Below are 16,974 nucleotides of genomic sequence, written 5' to 3'. Positions count from 1 at the left end.
TTCCGGGGATTCCGTGTATACTCGCCGTATGAGTCGATATGCCCTTCACCACCTCCTGGTGGACATCCTGGGGAGTGCGGCGGCCCGATCGGGGCTCTTCTCCTCGGGATGGGAGGTGTTCATACTCCTCAACCCTGCGAGCGGGATACTCGCACGGCCTTCGGCCCTCGCTCCCCTCCTCGAGAGGGCCCTCGCGGCCCTTCCCGACGGGCCGGGTCCGCTGCCCCGATTCTGCCGGGCGGCCTATTCGCACTTTCCGGGGCATGCGGTCTTCCAGGTCAGGAAGGCGGTGCGGAGGAGGAGGGGGAGACTCCTGATCATAAGCTGCGGCGGCGACGGTACCCACAACGAGGTGCTCCATGGTATCCGGCAGGAGTGGGAGCATGCGGGTGACGATGTCTGGCTTCTCAGGCTGCCCTTGGGGAGCGGAAACGATGGGGCCGATGTGGGGAGTCTCGAGGAGGGGGTGCGGCGGATCCTCTCGAGTCACGTGGTGAAGCCGGTGCCGGTGTATGCGTGTACCACGGCCCGGTCCGCCTCCCCCCGCTGGGGCGCCAATGTGGTGAGCGTGGGGATAGACGCCTTCGTCTCACTGGTGGTCAACCGGGTGAAGGCGAGGTGGGGTGGCCGCATGCCGGGAACCTGGTACAGCACGGTGGGCGATCTGGCCACCCTGTTCTACGAGCTCGTGGTGCCTCAACGACCCGTGGAGGTGGAGGTGGTGAGCGGCAGGGAGCGGGTGGTGCTCGAGGACCTCTTTCTCATCATGGCGTTCGGTAGTTCCGGAGGGCGTACGTACGGGAACGGGAAGCCCATCCTCCCTGGGAGGGAGAACCTCTGTCTCATCCGGCACGCCCCCCTTCTCAGGAGGCTCGAGGTGAAGAACCTGCTCTATCGGGGGGAACACGGCGGCCGGCCCGAGGTGCGCCTCCTCTCTGCCGAGAGGGTTCGGATCCGTTCCCGGGTGCGGCTTCCGGTGCAGCTCGACGGAGAGGCGTGGTGGCTCGGAAAGGAGGAGTTTCCCCTGCTCATCGAGCGGGTCGCTGCGGGCTGTTACGTCCTCGCCTGAGGGGCTATCTGGGCGGATCGGCCGGAAACAGGTAGAGGGTGCGTTCGCGGGCGAAGCCGGCGAATCCCGCCTCTTCCACCCGGGATCGGTGTCTCTCCCAGTCGTCGCCGTAGTGCATGAGAAAGGTCTTGGCCTTTATCTCGTCCGGAAGGGTGCAGAGCTCCTCGAACGAGGCGTGGACTCCTCCGTCGAAGAACTGGCAGTCGTGGAAGATGACCTCGAGCGGGTAGTGCTCGTGGAAATAGGTGATGATCTCCGGGTCGAAGCGGGTGTCGCCGGTGAAGAGGATGCGTCGGTCGATGAGCAGCCCGGTGCTCCATGCGGCCTCTTTCCAGGAGCGGGCCTGTTCGGGTATGTGGATGGTGCGGTAGAGGAGTATGTCCATGTCTCCCACCCAGATCTGGTAGATGGGCCTGGGCTTTTTGAAAAGGAGACGGGGGGTGTGGATGACGAAGAAGTCTTCCAGGTTGAGGTGGGGCTTGAAGGGGTGTCGCTCGCTGTAGGCGGAGCCCCCTTTGAGCGACTCGTTCCAGAGCAGCCGCTGATATGCGCGGGGGATGTACAGGTGGGGCCTGCGTCGTTTCATGTAGCGGTTCACCAGCATGATCTCCTCGGCCCCCCCTATGTGGTCGGCGTGGGAGTGGGTGAAGAGGTAGTGCTGTATCTCGCCGACCGAGAGGCCGAGCTCGTGGAGGGCCTGGGTTCCCCGCGTACCGCAGTCCACGAGGAGATGCTGCTCGTTCTTCACGAGCAGGAGGTTGTTCTGATAGAGCCTCTTCGAGAAGGCCGTCCCAGTCCCGAGGAAGAGGAGGGCGAGTTCCCCCGTGCGGGTGAGAGGAGGGGGAGTGGTGGTGAGGGGGGTAATGGTCATCGAGCTGGTTCCTCCAGGTGAAAGGTGTGATTGAGGAAGGCGAGTGAGGTGTAGCCTGTGGGATAGACGTCCACGGCGCTCACGCTCGCCCGGTCGAGGTCGAAGTGCCAGAGGTAGGCGAGATGGAGACCGAGTACTGAACACACGATGGTGCGGAGCGGGCCGCCGTGGGAGACCAGGGCGATGCGCTCACCGGGACCGTGTCGGGAGACGATCTCCTTGAAGGCGGGGAGCACCCGCTGTGCGAGCCGGGCGAGGGTCTCTCCGCCGGGGGGAGAGGTGGTGTGGGGGTTCTGGTACCACGCCTCGAGGAGTCCACGGGGGATCTCCTCGTGGAGTTTCCCCTCCCACTGGCCGAAGTCGATTTCCCTCAAGGCTTCCACCTCCTGCGGTGTGCCGAGGACTTCTGCGGTTGCCCGCGCCCGGGCGAGGGGGCTGGTGTAGACCGCCTCGAGGCGAAGCGGTGCGAAGAACCGGGCGAGGGCCTCCCGTTGGCGCAGCCCTTCTTCCGAAAGGGGGGGATCGGTGATCCCGATGAAACCTCGGGCGCTGCAGGCGGCGTGTCGTACGAGGTAGACCCTGAGCGGCGATGTCATATCTATAAGGTAACGGATTCCGGGCAAAAAATCAGCTTTTTTTCTCTCTACATTGGGGGAGCATCACTCGAGGGGTCGCTCAATCCATTCCCCACCCAGGAGGGCGTACACCTTGGTGTACCCCGCCTCTTTCATGAGGGCGACTGCCTCGTCGAAGGCGAAGTCCACCTGGGCGGGGTCATGGGCGTCGGAACTGAGCACCAGGGGGATATCCCGCTCCCGCGCGAGGCGGAGGATCCACGGCGAGGGGTAGATCGTGGAGATGCATTTCCGGGCGAGGCCGCCCGTGTTCACTTCGAGAAGGGAGCCCACCTCGGCGATGACGTCGAGGCACGAGGCGACGGCGTTCCGATACCAGGGTTCCTCTTCGGTGAAGAACTCGTTGCGCTGGTTGTTCTTCTTGATGAGGTCGAGGTGTGCCACGATGGTGGGCGGGGTTTCGCGGCACATCTGGGCCACCTGGCGGTAGTACCATTCCACGAAGGGTTGTATGCCGCCGAAGAGCTCGATACATGCCTTGTAGTCCTTGGGGTGGCCGTCGATCTCATGGAAGGTGTGGCGGGCGGCGTCTTCCACTACGTGGACCGCACCGATGGTGAAGTCGAGGGGCTGGAACCGCTCGTCCGCGGGGGTGAGGTGAGGGGGCAGGTAGTCTATCTCGAGTCCGAGGTAGATGTCGAGTTTCTCGCTCGTCCGTTTGAGGGTTTCCACGGCTTCCCTGTAGGCGGGGAGGTCCCGTTCCTTCATGGTCCAGTCGTTCTTGTAGGGGAGGGGGGCGTGGCTCGAGAAGCCGAGGGCGAGGAGGCCCCGGGATTCTGCGGCCTTGAAGTAGTCTTCGGGCTTGCCTTTTCCGTCGCAGAATGAGGTGTGGGTGTGGTAGTTGGTGTGGTACACGAATGACTCCTTGGTCCGCCGTTGCAGAGATACTACACGATAAAGTATAGAATATCGTGGATCTTTTGTGTAGCATGGGGGTGTTTCTTCTCCTGTACCGTAAGGGAGGTCTCATGACTCGATGGTGGAGTGATCTGGTGTTCTCGTCGAAGGAGGAGTACGAGGGGTTCTGCAGGAGGTATGCGCAGCTGCCCGAGGGGGTGCGGGCTTCCACGGTGCGGTTCGGTTTCGCTCCGGTGGAGCGGCCGGACAGGCAGTTGCTCATGGATCTTTCCCTGGTGGTCCTGGATGAGCCGACGGTGCGGTGGGCGGCGCGGTTCACGTCGAGCGCCTTCCCGGGGGTACCGGTGCGGATAGGGCGGGCGATGCAGGGGAGGCCGATCCAGGGGTTCGTGATCAACAACCGTATCGCCAACGTGGGGACTGCGCACGGCGAGGAGTACGCGCTCCGAGTGCGCGAGCGGGTGGGTGAGGCGGTGGGGATCGATCCCGGGCTGCTCGTGCCGTCGTCCACCGGGATCATCGGGTGGGAGCTGCCGGTGGAGCGGATGTGTGAGGAGGCGGGGAGGCTTGCGGCGGGGTTGGGGAGTGCGGACGGGGTGGCGCTCGCGCGGGCGATCATGACCACGGATGCGTACCCCAAGCTGTGCGCGGTGCCGGTAGGGGAGGGGATGCTGTGGGGGATGGCGAAGGGGGCGGGGATGATCGAGCCCCACCTCGCGACGATGCTCGTGTTCCTGTTCACCGATGTGGAGGTGGATCCGGAGGTCCTGGACGGGACGCTGGGGGAGGTGGTCGACAGGACGTTCAACTGCATCTCGGTGGACGGCGACCAGAGTACGAGCGACAGCGTGTTCCTGGTGTCCACGGCGCGGAGGGAGCGTGTGGGGGAGGGGGAGTTCCGGGAGGCGCTGGAGCGGGTGTGCGGGTTCCTGGCGGAGCAGGTGGTGCGGAACGGCGAGGGGACGGGGCACGTGGTGCGGGTGGAGGTGCGGGGCTGGGACGATGAGGTGGCGCGGGGGGTGGGGAAGGCGGTGGTGAACTCCCCGCTGTTCAAGACCGCGATTGCGGGGTGCGATCCGAATGTGGGGAGGGTTCTCTCGGCTGCGGGGGCGTGGTTGGGGCGCAGGGGGGTGGGGATGCGGCCCGAGGGGGTGCGGGTGTGGATGGCCGACCAGGTGGTGTTCGAGAAGGGGCGGTTTTTGCTTGATAGAGAGAAGGAAGTTCTGTTATCCTCGTATCTCAGGGCCACCGCCATGGAACCATCGGGCAAGGTGTTTCCTCCGCACCAGGGACTCGTGGACGTGCGACTGGAATACGAGGAAGGCGAGGGCCGGGCGGTGGTGCTGGGTTCCGATCTCACCGTGGAGTATGTCCACATCAATGCGGACTACCGCTCGTAGCGGATACGAGGGAATTCTCCAGCATGAAAGGAAGGCCAGATGAAGGCTGAATCCCAGAGCGATCTCGAGGTCAAGGTCGGGAGGGCTCAGGAGCTCCTCTCGAAGTGCAGGGAGGAATTCTCCCGAGTCGTGGTGGGCCAGGAGGCCATGTTCGAGGGGCTCATGATGGGGCTCCTCGCAGGAGGTCATGTGCTCCTCGAAGGTGTTCCAGGCCTCGCCAAGACGCTCGCCGTGAAGACGCTCGCGGGGATCCTCGATGCGAGCTTCAAGCGCATCCAGTTCACCCCCGACTTGCTCCCCGCCGACCTCACGGGTACCCTGGTCTACCGGCAGCAGACCGGTGAGTTCGTGGTGCGGAGGGGGCCTGTGTTCTCCAACATCGTGCTCGCCGATGAGATAAACAGGGCGCCCGCCAAGGTGCAGTCGGCACTTCTGGAGGCCATGCAGGAGCGGCAGGTGACCATAGGTGATACCTCCTACGCGCTGCCGGATCCGTTCTTCGTCCTGGCCACCCAGAACCCCATCGAGCAGGAGGGGACCTATCCCCTTCCCGAGGCGCAGCTCGACAGGTTTCTGCTCAAGATCCTCATAGGGTATCCCTCCCCACAGGAGGAGCTCGAGATCCTGAGGAGGAAGGGGATCGAAGAGGACGTGAAGGTGAAGCAGGTGCTCTTCAAGACCGATCTCAAGCGACTCCAGGAGATCGCGCAGAGCGTGCTCGTGGATCCCCGCATAGAGGAGTATATCGTTTCCATCGTGGCGGCCACCCGACAGCGTTCGAAGTCGAGGACCTCGTACGCCCGGTTCATCGAGTTCGGCGCGTCTCCGCGCGCCACCATCGCCCTCTATCGGTGTGCGAAGATAAAGGCCCTCCTCGATGGGAGAGGATTCGTCATCCCCGAGGATGTAAAGGACGTGGCGTATCCGGTGCTCCGTCACAGGGTCGTCCTCTCCTACGAGGCCGAGGCAGAGGACATGGACGCCGAGAGGGTGATAGAGGCCCTTCTCGAACAGGTGCCGGTACCCTGAGAGGACGTATGGACCCTTTCCGACTCCGGGCCAGGATCAGACAGCTTTCCCTCTTCTCGGACATCATCCTCGAAGGGCTGTATGCGGGGAACTACCGTTCGGTGTTCAAGGGACAGGGGATGGACTTCCAGGAAGTGCGGACGTACGTACCCGGAGACGATGTGCGCCTCATCGATTGGAACGTGACCTCCCGGTTCGGAGAACCGCACACCAAGGTCTTCCGTGAGGAGAGGGAGCTCGTCCTCTTCCTCGTGGTGGATGTGTCCCGGAGCATGCGGTTCGGCTCGAACCAGTACAGCAAGTTCGACTATCTCGAGATCCTGTTCTCCATCTTCTCTCTCGTGACCCTCGAGAACAACGACAGGGTGGGGGCGCTCTTTTTCACCGACGAGGTGGAAGACGTCATCCTCCCTCGCAAGGGGAAGACCCACGTGCTCGCCCTCCTCAGGAGGTTCCGGGACATGAGACCTCGGGGACGCGGCTCCGATCTCGCCCTGGCCCTCAGGACGGCCCGCGACCTGCTCCCACGGCGGAGCATGTGCGTGGTACTCTCGGATTTCAGGAGTGCGGGCTTCCTCGACGATCTGCTCCTCCTCCGTGCGCATCACGATCTTTTCCTCGTGAGGATCGGCGATGTCCTCGACAGGGACTTCCCTCCCACCGGGTACGTGGAGCTCCTGGACCCCGAGACGGGCACGGTCCTCCCCGCCTTCGGTCGGAGCGGGAAGTTCCGCCGGTGGTACCACAGGTATTGGGAATTCTTCGATCGCCTCCTCACCGAGGAGTGCGCGCGTGGGAGGATCCCTCTCCTCGATATGAGTACCTCAGAGGATCCGGTGGTCCAGCTCAAACGCTTTTTCTCGAGGAGGCGTCGGTGAGGCGGGCGGTCTGTGCCCTTCTCCTTGCAGTGACGTCGGCCGCGGTGTACGCGGCTCCCCGCGTGCGGAGCGTCACCTTCCTCCCCTCGGAATTCTTCGTGGGGGACAGGGTGGAGATGCGTGTGGTGGTCGAAGGGGTGGATGTACAGGATCTCGTGCGACCGGAGGTCCCCACCCTCGAATGGGGGGTGGTGGAGGATATCGAGCTCAAGCCTGTCCGGGGTGGGGTGCAGATCTCCTTCTATTTCATGAGTTTCCAGCCGGGGAGTCACCTCGTCCCGTCCCTTCCCTGCGGGGCATTCACCCTGGAGCCGCAGGAGGTGGTGGTCTCCTCCTACTATGAGCGCGGGTTCACCCAACCCGCCCCCTACAAGGACCCGCTCCTCCCCCGAGGGACCCGTCTCTTCCTCGCCCTCCTCGGCGGTGTGGGGTTGGGGATCCTCCTCCTTGTCTTCCTCTTCCTCTCGAACGGGTTCGGCTTCGTGAGGGCATGGTGCCGATTCGTGGAGGAGCGCTTCTTCCTCAGGGGTCTGCTCCGTCAGTTGGGGAGACTGGAGGAGGAGTACCACGGGCTCCCGCAGGACGAGTTCTACACGAGGCTGATCGAGATCGCGAGGAAATACCTCTCGCGGTTCCACGGCGCACGATTCGCTTCGGCCACCACCCGGGAGCTCATGGATGTGCTCCCCGGGGTGCTCTCCGAGCAGTTCGCCCGGCAGGTGTACGGGGTATTCCGCGAGGCCGACGGGGTCCGCTTCGGGAGCCGACGGGTCTCGCCTGAGCACGAGAAGGCCTCCCTGGAGGTCGTGAGGGCACTCCTCTCCAGGAAGGCCGCGGAGAAGGAGGGGGGTGCATGATAGGTTTTTATCGTCCCGGCGCCCTCTGGCTCTTCGTCGTGCTCGTGTGCCTGTTCGTATGGATGAGGAGGAGGGGGTGTGGGAGCGCGGTGCGTTTCCCCTTCGTCTTCTGGGGTTCCGACATCCCCCCCGGCCTGCCGCTGTGGTACAGGATCGCCTCCCTCCTCCGGGATGCGGCCCTGTGGGGTATGCTTTCCCTGATGGTGCTCATCCTCTCGGGCCCCTACCTGGTGGAACGGGAACAGGTGGTGGTCTCGGATCCTCCCACCATCGTCATAGCCCTCGATGTCTCCCCGAGCATGGGTGCGATGGATATTCCGGGGAGGCAGCGGTTCCAGGTGGCCCGTGAGGTCATCAGGGGATTCGTGCGTTCGTATCCCCACATGGCGGTCGGACTCGTCCTGTTCGGGAAGGAAGCGCTCCTGGAGGTGCCCCCCACGATCGATGTGGAGTATTTCCTGGAAAGGCTGGAAGCCGTCCGTCTCTTCTCCCTCGGTGACGGTACGGCCCTCGGTATGGGCGTGGGGACATCGCTCCTCCACCTCTCGCGTGTGAACGCATCCTTCAGGGCCGTCGTGATCCTCACGGACGGCAAGAACACCACCGGTGAGATCCTGCCCGAGACGGCGGCTGAGATGGCCAGGGAGCTCGGTATCCCCCTGTTCACGGTGGGGGTGGGAAGCGACCGCCCTGTGAGCCTCGATGTGATCGACCCCAGCACCGGTACCCGGTACGCAGGGGTGCTCGAAGAAGGGTACGACGAAGAGACCCTGAGGAGGATAGCTGAGATATCGGGCGGACAGTTCTTCTCCGGGTACACCCCCACCTCGCTCCACAGGATCTTCCAGTACATCGGGGCTACGGCCACGGCCGATGTGCGGCGGCAGCTTGCGGTGCGTGTCGTCTCCCTTCACGCCGGTCTCCTCCGGATGGCCCTCCTGTGTGCAGCCCTCTGGTTTCTCCTCCACTACGCGGTGCTCGGGGAGGTGTTGTGAAGTTCATCTTTCCGGTTCGTCTGTGGTTCCTGCTGGCGCTCGCGCCCGTCCTCCTCTTTCTCGTGTGGTGTTCCTACCGGCGGCTGAAGGAACTCCTGCTCCTCAAAGGGAGAGACAGGAAGGAGCATCTGGTCTCCCGTTTCCTCGTCAGGGAGTTCCTCGTCCAGGTCTTCCTCCTTCTGGGGATTGCCGGTCTTCTCGTAGCCTATGCAGAACCGTTCTGGGGTATGGAGCAGGAGACGGTGAAGAGAAGGAATGCGGATATCGTTCTCCTCTTCGACATCTCGAGGAGCATGCTCGTTCGCGATGTGCCCCCTTCGCGATTGGAGGTGGCCAAGGAGATCGCCCTCATGCTCGTCTCGCGCATCTCCGGAGCGCGCTGGGGAGTGGTGGCTTTCAAAGGGAAGGGAGAACTCCTCCTCCCCCTTACCCCTGACCTTCTGGGGCTCGAGGACGCGATAGGCCTCCTCACTCCGGTACTCCTGAGGTCGCCTGGTACCGACGTGGCATCCGGGCTCTCCCGGGCCCTGGAGGCCTTTCCCCAGCAGAGCAACCGGCAGCGGCTGGTGATCCTCCTCTCGGACGGAGAGGCCCTCACGGGGGAGATCGGTCCCGTACTGGAACTGGCGCGGAATCTGGGGGTTGCGGTCCACACCGTGGGAATAGGGACCGAGTCGGGGGGGCCCGTTCCCCTCGAGGGAGAGGATGTCCTCAAGAAGCCTTCGGGCGAACCGGTGATCTCGCGGCTCGATGCATCGCTCCTCAAGAGGATCGCGGAGATCACGGGTGGCCGCTTCTTCTCCGTGAGGGATGCAGAGGGACAGACCTTCCAGCACGTGGTCTCCACCATTGAGGAAACCATCGCGAGGGAGGAGCGGGAAGGGATACGCCTCGTCCCGGCAAGACGCTATCCCCTGTTCGTGGGGCTCTCCTTCCTGGCCTTCTCCCTCATGCTCCTCGTGAGAGGGTGGCGATGGGAGGTGGAGCCATGAAGGGTTCGATCCGTGCGGGCATACCGCTGCTGCTCTTCCTCGTCCTGTTCCTCCTCCCGGGATGTACACAGGCCTCGTTCCATCTGAAGATGCTCCAGGGCGCCTATGCCTATTCCCGGGGGCATTACCAGGATGCGCTCGTCGCCTACCTTCCCTTTGCGGACATGGAGGGAGAGGAGGGGAGCGTCATCGCCTACAACCTCGGCACTGTGTACCATGCCCTGGGGGATGAGACCGCATTTGCGAAGTGGAAGCAGGCCGAATCGGCCAAGGACCCTGAGACGAGGTTTTCTGCGTTCTACAATCTCGGTCTCTACTACTACGATCACGGAGAGTATCAGAACGCCTACCTCTACTTTCTCCAGGCCCTCAGACTCGAACCGGACGACAGGGATGTCCGTGTCAACCTCGAGCTCGCGTATCTCAAGCTCTCCGCCTTCTCCGCGGCCCCGCAGGTCTCGGAGCAGGGGGGCACGAGGGATGCGCCTCCGGAGAGGGGAATCTACCTCCTCGACTATCTCAGAAAGAAGGAGCAGGCGCGATGGAAGGCCAGAGAGTTCGCACCGCCGGAAGGCACCTGGCAGGACTGGTAGTGCTCCTGGCCGTGTTGTTCCCTGCAGGAGCCCAGGAACCCTCGGCCGATCTACCCACCGTACAGGTGTCGGCGGCACGCATCAGGAGGACCGAGCGTCTCACGCTCGATCTCTCCATCCCCCTCGATGCGCCAGGGGAGGCCGTGGAGGTGATCCCCCCGCCGGTTCCGGAGATCCTCTCCCTTCTGGTGGGACCACTCGTACAGCCCGTGAAGGATCCGGAAGGGAAGCCCATGCTGAGGTACCGCTATACCTTCCAGGGGGTTCGATCCGGGAGGAGGATATGGGGGCCCTTCCAGGTGCGGCGGGGAGGGAAGGTGTACCAGACCGATCCCTTCCTCATAGAAGTGTCCTACAGGGGGGACATCGACAAGGTGGCCTACGATGTGGAGTGGGAGGCCCCGGAGCGGGTCCTCGCCCGCCAGAGCGTGCCGGTCACCCTCTACATCCGTCATCTCGACAGGATCGTGCTTCCCGATCGTGTGCAGATTCCCGAGCTCCGGGGGGCCTTCGTGGAAGAGGTGCCGGTGCTCGCTCCTGTGGAGGAGGAGTCGATGGGGGCGCACACCCTGTACCACGTTCCGGTGAAGACCCTCATGATCACCCCCTACGAGTCCGGGACCATCAGGCTGCCCCCTGCGACGGTGATCCTGGGCGGAATGGAGGAGTCCGGAGGTGCCCTCACGGTGAGGGTCGATCCGCTTCCCCAGTCCTCTTCTCTCCATGGGGTAGGGCGGTTCGAGTTCTATGCCACCCGTACGGTCTCCGCGGTACAGGTGGGGGAACTCTTCGGGGTACGGCTCCTCGTGAAAGGGGTGGGGAACTTCCCCTTTCTCTCGTTTCCCCAGCCTGATCCCGGGGATCTCGCCGTCCTGGTCCGCGAGGAGGAGGACGAGGAGTACAGGGCGTCGACGGAGGGCTACAGCGGATGGCGGCAGCGTACCTATTGGTTCAGGGCCGTCGAGGAGGGCAGGCTCACCGTCCGCATCCCTCCTTTCCGCTATGTCCCCCCCGGACAGAACGGGGTGAGGAGCGCCGGGGGGACCTCGCTCGCCGTGGAGGTGAGGGAGGAGAACGTCACACCGGCCCTCACCTTCCTCTCCCTGGAGGAGGTGCGGTCCTTGCAGGGGAGGTGGATCGTGAAGGATCTGCGGGTGCTCTTCCTCCTCATCCCCATGGGCTTGGCCCTGCTCTCCCTCCTCGTTCCATGGAAGCGGCTCGGAGGGTACGCCCTGGCCGTGTGCACCGTCTTATGGGCTGGACTCCTGCTGTGGATACTCCTCGTCCCCCCCGATGTCCCGCTTCCGGAGCAGAAACTCCAGGAGGGGCTCGCCTTCCTCGCACGAGAGGACTACGGCAAGGCCTACGAGGCCTTCCAGGAGGCTCTGGCCGAAGCGGATCCGGCTCCGGGAATCCACTACGACGCGGCCATGGCGGCCTATGCCCTCGGCGAGCACGGGAGGGCCGTCTATCACCTGAGGCGTGCATGCGTGCAGGCGCCCATGGCCGTCATCCTCCGGGAGGCCCTCTCTCGTATGGAGGAGGAGATCGGCCTTCAATATCAGGCGGCGCTTCCCGCCGCGTTTCCGCCCGGCATCCCCTGGTTGGGCGTGATGACAGGATGCACCCTGTCGGGTCTACTCTTCGCCACGTACATGCGGTGGCGCGCTCCTGTGCTCCTCATATCCCTGCTCCTCTCCCTCTCGGCTGCGATCGCGGCGGGAGGGTACGTCTTTTACCGGGCCGTGGTCTTGCGCGAGCCGCAGGCCGTGGTACTGACCGAGACCCCTCTCCAGGCGGTTCCCGAAGAGGAAGGGCGTCGATTGCAGATCTGTCCTGCGGGTACGGCGGTGAGGACCGACTACCGGTATCAGGACTATGTCCGTGTCCACACGGGGATGGGAACGAGCGGCTGGGTGAGACGGGATGCGCTGCAGTGGTACATCGGGAGGTGATCGTGGCGGAATCGTTCGGCGATATCCTCAGGGAATGGGAAGAGCGTGAGAGGAAGCGGGGAGGCGACCTCCTGCACAGGTACCTCGATCGTTATCTCCCCGACGAGCGTGTAGTGAAGGAGAAGGAAGGTGGGGAAGGGCGAGCCTCCGGCTCCCGTTCGAGTAACCGTCCTTCCACGCCTCAGGCCGTCCTCGATTTGCACGGTTTCACGAGGGAAGAGGCAGAGAGGCGGCTCAAGGACTTCCTCGTAGAGGCCCGGGGGAAGGGGTACAGGGTGCTCCTCGTCGTGCACGGGAAGGGCCTCCATTCCGAAAGGGAGCCGGTCCTCAAAAAAGTGGTGTACAGGACGCTCGAGTCGTGTCCCTTCGTCGGCAGGATAGAGACGGCCCCCCGCAGATGGGGCGGGGCTGGAGCCGTGGTGGCGTTCCTTCGTCAGCGTTCCCGGTAGATGATCCTTCCGCGGGTGAGGTCATAAGGTGAGAGGGCGACTTTCACCCTGTCACCGGGGACGATTCGGATGAAATACTTTCTCATCTTTCCCGAAAGATGGGCGAGAATCAGGTGTCCGTTCTCGAGCTCCACTCGAAACATGGTGTTGGGCAACGCCTCTCTGACGATCCCCTCCACTTCGATCGCATCTTCTTTGGTCACAGAGCCTCCTCTGGATGGAATTGTAATTAAACCTACTATATAGCAAGCACTTAGTGCTGTCAACTCCCGCGCTCCACTTGACATTTTGGGGTTTTTCCTGCACTTTAAGGCGCCAAAAAGACTGGAGGAGGCCCTTGGTGGATAGAGCCTTTCTTGAGCAGATGAAGGAGAAGCTCCTTGAGATGAAGAGGGAGATCCTCATGAATCTCGCACAGGAGAACGAGGAACTCGAGGAGCTCATCTCGAACGAAAACGAAAAGGATCTGGTGGACATCGCGGCGAACGATCTGGACAGGAGGATCCTCAATTCCCTCGAGGGCCACGAGTTGCGGCGACTCAACCAGATCGATGCGGCCCTTGCCCGCATAGAGAACGGAAAGTACGGCTACTGCCTCAAGGACGGAAAGCCCATCCCACGGGAGCGCCTCGAGGCCATCCCCTACGCCCTCTACTGTCTGGACTGTCAGAAGGAACTGGAGCGAAAGCAGCGACTGTAGAGGCCTGAGGGTCTCTTGCGTTTCTCGGAGAAAACTATTCAAGTCTGTTCCCCTCTGCCGATAATAAGAGCAGGGAGGAACCATGATAGCCTCTCGCGTGGGATACGAGACCATCTCCTACATGGAGTTCATGGGAAACAGTCGGGCATCGCTCCCCGTGTACGTACCGGTGGACCTCCCGGGCCCCGTGGTGCTCCGCCTGCAGCATGTGATCGGAGTGCCCTCGAGCGGAGGGGTCGAAGGCGTCCCGGTGAGCAAGCTTCAGGTCCTCGATCTCCTCATCGAACGGTTCATAAAGCTTTCCCAGCGGCACGACGGGGTGTCTCCCGTCACCAAGGAGGATCTCTCCGCCGAAGAGGTGGACGATCTCATCCTGTCGCTGGAGGAGCGCCTCCACGACGTCTCTGTGAGCCACTCGCAGGCCCCGGTTCCACCGCCGGGTATCAAGACACTCACCACCGGGGTCGTCCTCAACCTCTCGGCGTGAGCCCCTCCTCCCGCACGAAGGGGTTCCACCCCTTCTCGTGGCCCAGTGTCGTCTCCGGACCGTGCCCCGGATAGACCCGTATCCCGTCGCCAAGTGGATAGAGGCGTTCGACGATACTCCTCTCCAGCGCCTCCCACGAGCCTCCCGGAAGATCGGTCCTTCCCACCCCTTCCCGGAAGAGCGTATCCCCTGAAAAGAGCACCCCTTCCTCGGGGGCGTAGAGGCAGATACTGCCGGGGCTGTGCCCGGGGGTGTGGAGGAGACGAAGGCCCCAGGGGTCGAGTTCCTTCCCATCGGTGAGGGGACGGATCGAAGAGACGGGTGGGCGGTCGAGATCGGCTGTGGGTATCCCGGCGGAGTGGAGCCAGGCGCGCTGCAGGTCGAAGGCTTCCTCGAGGAGGGGAAGATCGGCCTCGTGGAGGAAGACGGGGATGGTCCGATCGTGGTGAAGGCGGTCGAGCAGGTGCCCGATGGCTCCCACGTGATCGATGTGTCCGTGGGTGCACAGCAGGGCGGAGGGAAGGATCCCGAGGTCTTCCAGCCAGTCGACGATCCGTGGGGCATCCGCCCCGGGGTCGATGAGGAGGGCCTTCCCCGTGACCTGGGACACGTACACGTAGGCGTTGGTCGCCAGTTGACCTACCACGAGCTTTTGCACCATGATGCGATCATAGTAGGGAACCGAGGGCTGGGTCCAGAGATGAGCATGACGATCCTCACAGCGGTCTTTCTCCTCTGCTACATACTCATTCCCGGCGGGGGAGGGGTCTTCCAGTGGTACCGGTGGTTCCGCTGGCGGAGACGGTTCTACGGATCCCTCCTCTTTCCCCTCTGGAGTCCCGGCAAACCTCTGACGGGGCGGAAGTGGCGGTTTCTCGGGACGGTGGATTCCCTGGTCCGTGACCACTACCTGTGGGTCAGGTGCAACGGACTCCTCGTCTGGGTGGATCTTTCGCGTGTACTCCTGCACCTCCTTCCCGGGAGCGAGGAGGCCCGCCTGGGTGGGATGGAGGTGCTCCATGCGGAGGACGTGCATCACCTTCCTTCGGGGGCGAGTGTCTACCTGGCGGGGAGGGTGAGGGAGGAGAACGGCAAGATCGTCCTCGATCCCCAGTCGGAACCCGTGCTCGTACTCTACAGTGTACCCCTCCACCACCTCGTCCATTCGGTCATCGCCTCCGCGCGGAGCGTGAACGAGTTCTGGAACCCTCTCACGGTGCCTTTCATGGGGGTGGGGATGCTGCTCCTGCTCCTCTTCGGCAGCGTGTCCATCCAGACCCACTATCTGGAGGGACTCCTCTCCCTCACCGCGGCGTTCCTCCCTGTCTCCGTCTTCTTCCCTCCTGCCGTGTTCGGGTACTACCTCCACAGGAAGCTATGGAGGATGGGGAAGAAGGCGCTCGTGACCTATGAGCAGGCGACCCTCCCATGGAAGGCGTGCAGGAGGAGGCCCGAGGAAGGGACGTCATGGGAGGTCGGCGACAGACGCTACAGGGTGAGAGAGGAGGGGGATTCCTTCGTCTTGGAGGTGAGGGAGGTGGAGACGGGGGCCGCCGATCCCCTGCTCCACGGCTACACCATCCACCGGTACGCCCGCCTCTCGAGGATGTGGTGGAAAGGCTGGGGCATCCTCCTCCTGGCGGCGCTCTCGCTCGTGCTCTCCGTGGTGGTCGAGGGGATTCTCATCCTCATGGGCGTGGACTATCTCATGGGAGGGTGATCACCTCCCACTCCTCCGTTTGCCGTAGTTGACCGTGAGCCGTTTCCCCTTGAAGTCCGTACCGTTGAGGGTGGAGATGACCTTCTCCGCGAACGGCTCGCTCACTTCCACGAAGGAATAGTTGTCGAGCACCCGGATCTCCCCGATGTCCTCTTCGGTGAGCCCCTCCACCGAGAGCACGAGTTCCTTGAGATCTTCCGGAAAGATCTTGCGGTTCTTCCCCATGCTGAAGAATATGTCCTGCATGGGCAGGAGGCTCCGGGCAGAGTCGGAAAGGATGTTCCGTACGAGATAGGCGGCCACGTCCGCCCTGCGGAAGAAGGGCACCGCCTTCCTGAAGGCCTTCCTGTATGGTTCGATGGCATGAGGGTTTTGCCTGTCGAGGCATTCCAGGACGCGCTCGAGGAATCCCCTCGCCACGGCCTCCTCGTCAGGAGGTTCCCGCCGTGCGATCGAGCCCACCCGGCTTTCGAGCTCATGGATCCGCTCCTCCTCGCTCTGGGGGGCGAGGAGGAACAGGTGTGTGAGAGGTATGTGCTCGCTCAGACAGCGTTTCCCCTGGAGGAAGATCTCCGGACCCGGAATACCGGCGAAGATGACGGCCTTTGCCGTGTAGAGGGAGGGGAATGGGCGGGGGGCTTCCAGGAGGAGCACCTCGGCGTCGAGGGTCTTGAACTTCTTGAGTGCGCGATCCTCTGACCCGGGCGAGGAGTCCCGGAGTATGGAAGCGAAGGAGATGTGCATCCTGATGAATGTCCGTCTCAGCTTCTCGGTGAGCGTGTCGGGGACGTAGCAGATCACCTTCTTGAGGTCATGGCTCAGGATGAGGTCGGCTACGGCCTCGGCCATCCGGTCGGGGGCCTCCAGGGGAAACCACGCCTTTTCGGTTCGGCTCTTCTTCCAGCTGGAGAGGGGCACGATCTGCGGATGGGAGAGGACGTCCTTGAGGTCGGCGACTGCACGTTGCGGGTCGGAGGCGAGGACGATGCACTGCGGGTGTGAAGGCACCTTCGAGAGAACGAACTCCACATCGGCCTTGAATATCTCCGCGGTCTCTTCGTCCTGCGGATATTCCATCACGACACGCCTGATGTGCTGGAGGGAGAGGTTGTCCCTCCGTATATGGTCTATGAGGCGTGTGGCGGTACAGCAGACGGCGTGGGAGGGGAAGGCCAGCGCCTGGGCCTCCCGTCTCGGGGTGGTCCTGCCCCCCAGGAAGAGGAGCTCGGGAAGCGAGGCAGGGTGCATCCCTGCCTCGCGGATGAGATCGATGATGCGCTGTTCCGTGGGGGTGAGGTAGAGACCTTCACGTTCCACCACCTTGGGGAACCCTCTGAAGAAGTAGGCGGGGTAGGGGAATTCCCCCTCTTCCACCTGGATGATCACATCCTTCCCTTTCGCAAGAAGGGCCTCGACCTCAGGATTCTGGAAGATCGCAGGGATACCGTTCTGCAGCGTGCTCTTTGTCTGTCGTCCCACTTGGAAT

19 protein-coding genes are annotated in these 16,974 nt (G+C 63.2%); 13 read left to right on the top strand and 6 right to left on the bottom strand.

All coding sequences use genetic code 11. The features are described from left to right. Positions 1-28 precede the first annotated feature (28 nt). The gene (locus STHERM_RS08410; protein ID WP_013314463.1) at positions 29-1,069 is read left to right on the top strand and encodes a diacylglycerol/lipid kinase family protein; all 1,041 of its coding nucleotides are present in this window, start codon (positions 29-31) and stop codon (positions 1,067-1,069) included. A gap of 4 nt (positions 1,070-1,073) precedes the next feature. Here STHERM_RS08410 and STHERM_RS08405 read toward each other — a convergent pair whose 3' ends face one another. From STHERM_RS08405 to STHERM_RS08395, 3 genes are all read right to left on the bottom strand, one after another. Then, positions 1,074-1,940: an MBL fold metallo-hydrolase gene (locus tag STHERM_RS08405; RefSeq protein ID WP_013314462.1), complete on the bottom strand. Its 867-nt coding sequence runs from the start codon at positions 1,938-1,940 to the stop codon at positions 1,074-1,076. Beyond that, a complete protein-coding gene (locus STHERM_RS08400) occupies positions 1,937-2,536 on the bottom strand; it encodes a histidine phosphatase family protein (protein ID WP_013314461.1) in 600 nt (199 codons plus the stop codon). The genes STHERM_RS08405 and STHERM_RS08400 overlap by 4 nt, the downstream gene beginning before the upstream one ends. A gap of 63 nt (positions 2,537-2,599) precedes the next feature. Beyond that, entirely contained in the window at positions 2,600-3,430 is an 831-nt protein-coding gene (locus STHERM_RS08395; protein WP_013314460.1) for a histidinol-phosphatase, read from the bottom strand. Positions 3,431-3,543: 113 nt separating this feature from the next. Here STHERM_RS08395 and STHERM_RS08390 point away from each other — a divergent pair, with 113 nt between their 5' ends. From STHERM_RS08390 to STHERM_RS08350, 9 genes are read left to right on the top strand one after another with little or no spacing between them, the layout of a single operon-like run. Continuing rightward, complete coding sequence (locus STHERM_RS08390) at positions 3,544-4,833, top strand: bifunctional ornithine acetyltransferase/N-acetylglutamate synthase (RefSeq protein WP_013314459.1); 1,290 nt, start codon at positions 3,544-3,546, stop codon at positions 4,831-4,833. Between the two features lie 39 nt (positions 4,834-4,872). Further along, positions 4,873-5,862, top strand: a complete 990-nt coding sequence (locus STHERM_RS08385; protein ID WP_013314458.1) for an AAA family ATPase — start codon at positions 4,873-4,875, stop codon at positions 5,860-5,862. 8 nt (positions 5,863-5,870) lie between these two features. Further along, complete coding sequence (locus STHERM_RS08380) at positions 5,871-6,740, top strand: DUF58 domain-containing protein (RefSeq protein ID WP_013314457.1); 870 nt, start codon at positions 5,871-5,873, stop codon at positions 6,738-6,740. After that, a complete protein-coding gene (locus tag STHERM_RS08375; protein WP_041623487.1) occupies positions 6,737-7,597 on the top strand; it encodes a hypothetical protein in 861 nt (286 codons plus the stop codon). The genes STHERM_RS08380 and STHERM_RS08375 overlap by 4 nt, the downstream gene beginning before the upstream one ends. Beyond that, positions 7,594-8,592: a VWA domain-containing protein gene (locus tag STHERM_RS08370; RefSeq protein ID WP_013314455.1), complete on the top strand. Its 999-nt coding sequence runs from the start codon at positions 7,594-7,596 to the stop codon at positions 8,590-8,592. The genes STHERM_RS08375 and STHERM_RS08370 overlap by 4 nt, the downstream gene beginning before the upstream one ends. Continuing rightward, positions 8,589-9,584 carry a vWA domain-containing protein gene (locus STHERM_RS08365; protein ID WP_013314454.1) on the top strand — a complete coding sequence of 332 codons (996 nt, stop codon included), beginning with the start codon at positions 8,589-8,591 and terminating at the stop codon, positions 9,582-9,584. Before STHERM_RS08370 ends, STHERM_RS08365 begins: the two co-directional genes overlap by 4 nt. Further along, the gene (locus STHERM_RS08360) at positions 9,581-10,177 is read left to right on the top strand and encodes a tetratricopeptide repeat protein (protein ID WP_013314453.1); all 597 of its coding nucleotides are present in this window, start codon (positions 9,581-9,583) and stop codon (positions 10,175-10,177) included. The genes STHERM_RS08365 and STHERM_RS08360 overlap by 4 nt, the downstream gene beginning before the upstream one ends. Continuing rightward, on the top strand, positions 10,126-12,132 hold the full coding sequence (locus STHERM_RS08355; RefSeq protein WP_041623485.1) for a tetratricopeptide repeat protein: 2,007 nt from the start codon (positions 10,126-10,128) through the stop codon (positions 12,130-12,132). The genes STHERM_RS08360 and STHERM_RS08355 overlap by 52 nt, the downstream gene beginning before the upstream one ends. A gap of 2 nt (positions 12,133-12,134) precedes the next feature. Further along, positions 12,135-12,581, top strand: a complete 447-nt coding sequence (locus STHERM_RS08350) for a Smr/MutS family protein (RefSeq protein ID WP_071650361.1) — start codon at positions 12,135-12,137, stop codon at positions 12,579-12,581. On the opposite strand, the gene infA is transcribed toward STHERM_RS08350, so the two are convergent. Then, a complete protein-coding gene (infA, locus tag STHERM_RS08345; protein ID WP_041623483.1) occupies positions 12,566-12,784 on the bottom strand; it encodes a translation initiation factor IF-1 in 219 nt (72 codons plus the stop codon). The two genes, STHERM_RS08350 and infA, sit on opposite strands and share 16 nt — an antisense overlap. A 137-nt stretch (positions 12,785-12,921) precedes the next feature. Between infA and STHERM_RS08340 the strand changes: the two genes are divergently transcribed. Both STHERM_RS08340 and STHERM_RS08335 read left to right on the top strand, forming a co-directional pair. Continuing rightward, entirely contained in the window at positions 12,922-13,281 is a 360-nt protein-coding gene (locus STHERM_RS08340; protein ID WP_013314449.1) for a TraR/DksA family transcriptional regulator, read from the top strand. Positions 13,282-13,363: 82 nt separating this feature from the next. After that, positions 13,364-13,768 carry a hypothetical protein gene (locus tag STHERM_RS08335; RefSeq protein ID WP_013314448.1) on the top strand — a complete coding sequence of 135 codons (405 nt, stop codon included), beginning with the start codon at positions 13,364-13,366 and terminating at the stop codon, positions 13,766-13,768. Here STHERM_RS08335 and STHERM_RS08330 read toward each other — a convergent pair. After that, a complete protein-coding gene (locus tag STHERM_RS08330; RefSeq protein WP_041623481.1) occupies positions 13,752-14,429 on the bottom strand; it encodes an MBL fold metallo-hydrolase in 678 nt (225 codons plus the stop codon). The genes STHERM_RS08335 and STHERM_RS08330 overlap by 17 nt on opposite strands. Before the next feature lie 45 nt (positions 14,430-14,474). Between STHERM_RS08330 and STHERM_RS08325 the strand changes: the two genes are divergently transcribed. Continuing rightward, positions 14,475-15,488, top strand: coding sequence for a hypothetical protein (locus STHERM_RS08325; protein WP_041623479.1), 1,014 nt, complete (start codon positions 14,475-14,477; stop codon positions 15,486-15,488). On the opposite strand, the gene STHERM_RS08320 is transcribed toward STHERM_RS08325, so the two are convergent. Further along, positions 15,489-16,967: a DEAD/DEAH box helicase gene (locus STHERM_RS08320; RefSeq protein ID WP_013314446.1), complete on the bottom strand. Its 1,479-nt coding sequence runs from the start codon at positions 16,965-16,967 to the stop codon at positions 15,489-15,491. Positions 16,968-16,974: the final 7 nt, after the last annotated feature.

It is taken from the genome of Spirochaeta thermophila DSM 6192 (assembly GCF_000147075.1).
Classification (GTDB): Bacteria; Spirochaetota; Spirochaetia; order Winmispirales; family Winmispiraceae; genus Winmispira; species Winmispira thermophila_A.
This window is presented reverse-complemented; position numbering and strand designations above follow the sequence as displayed.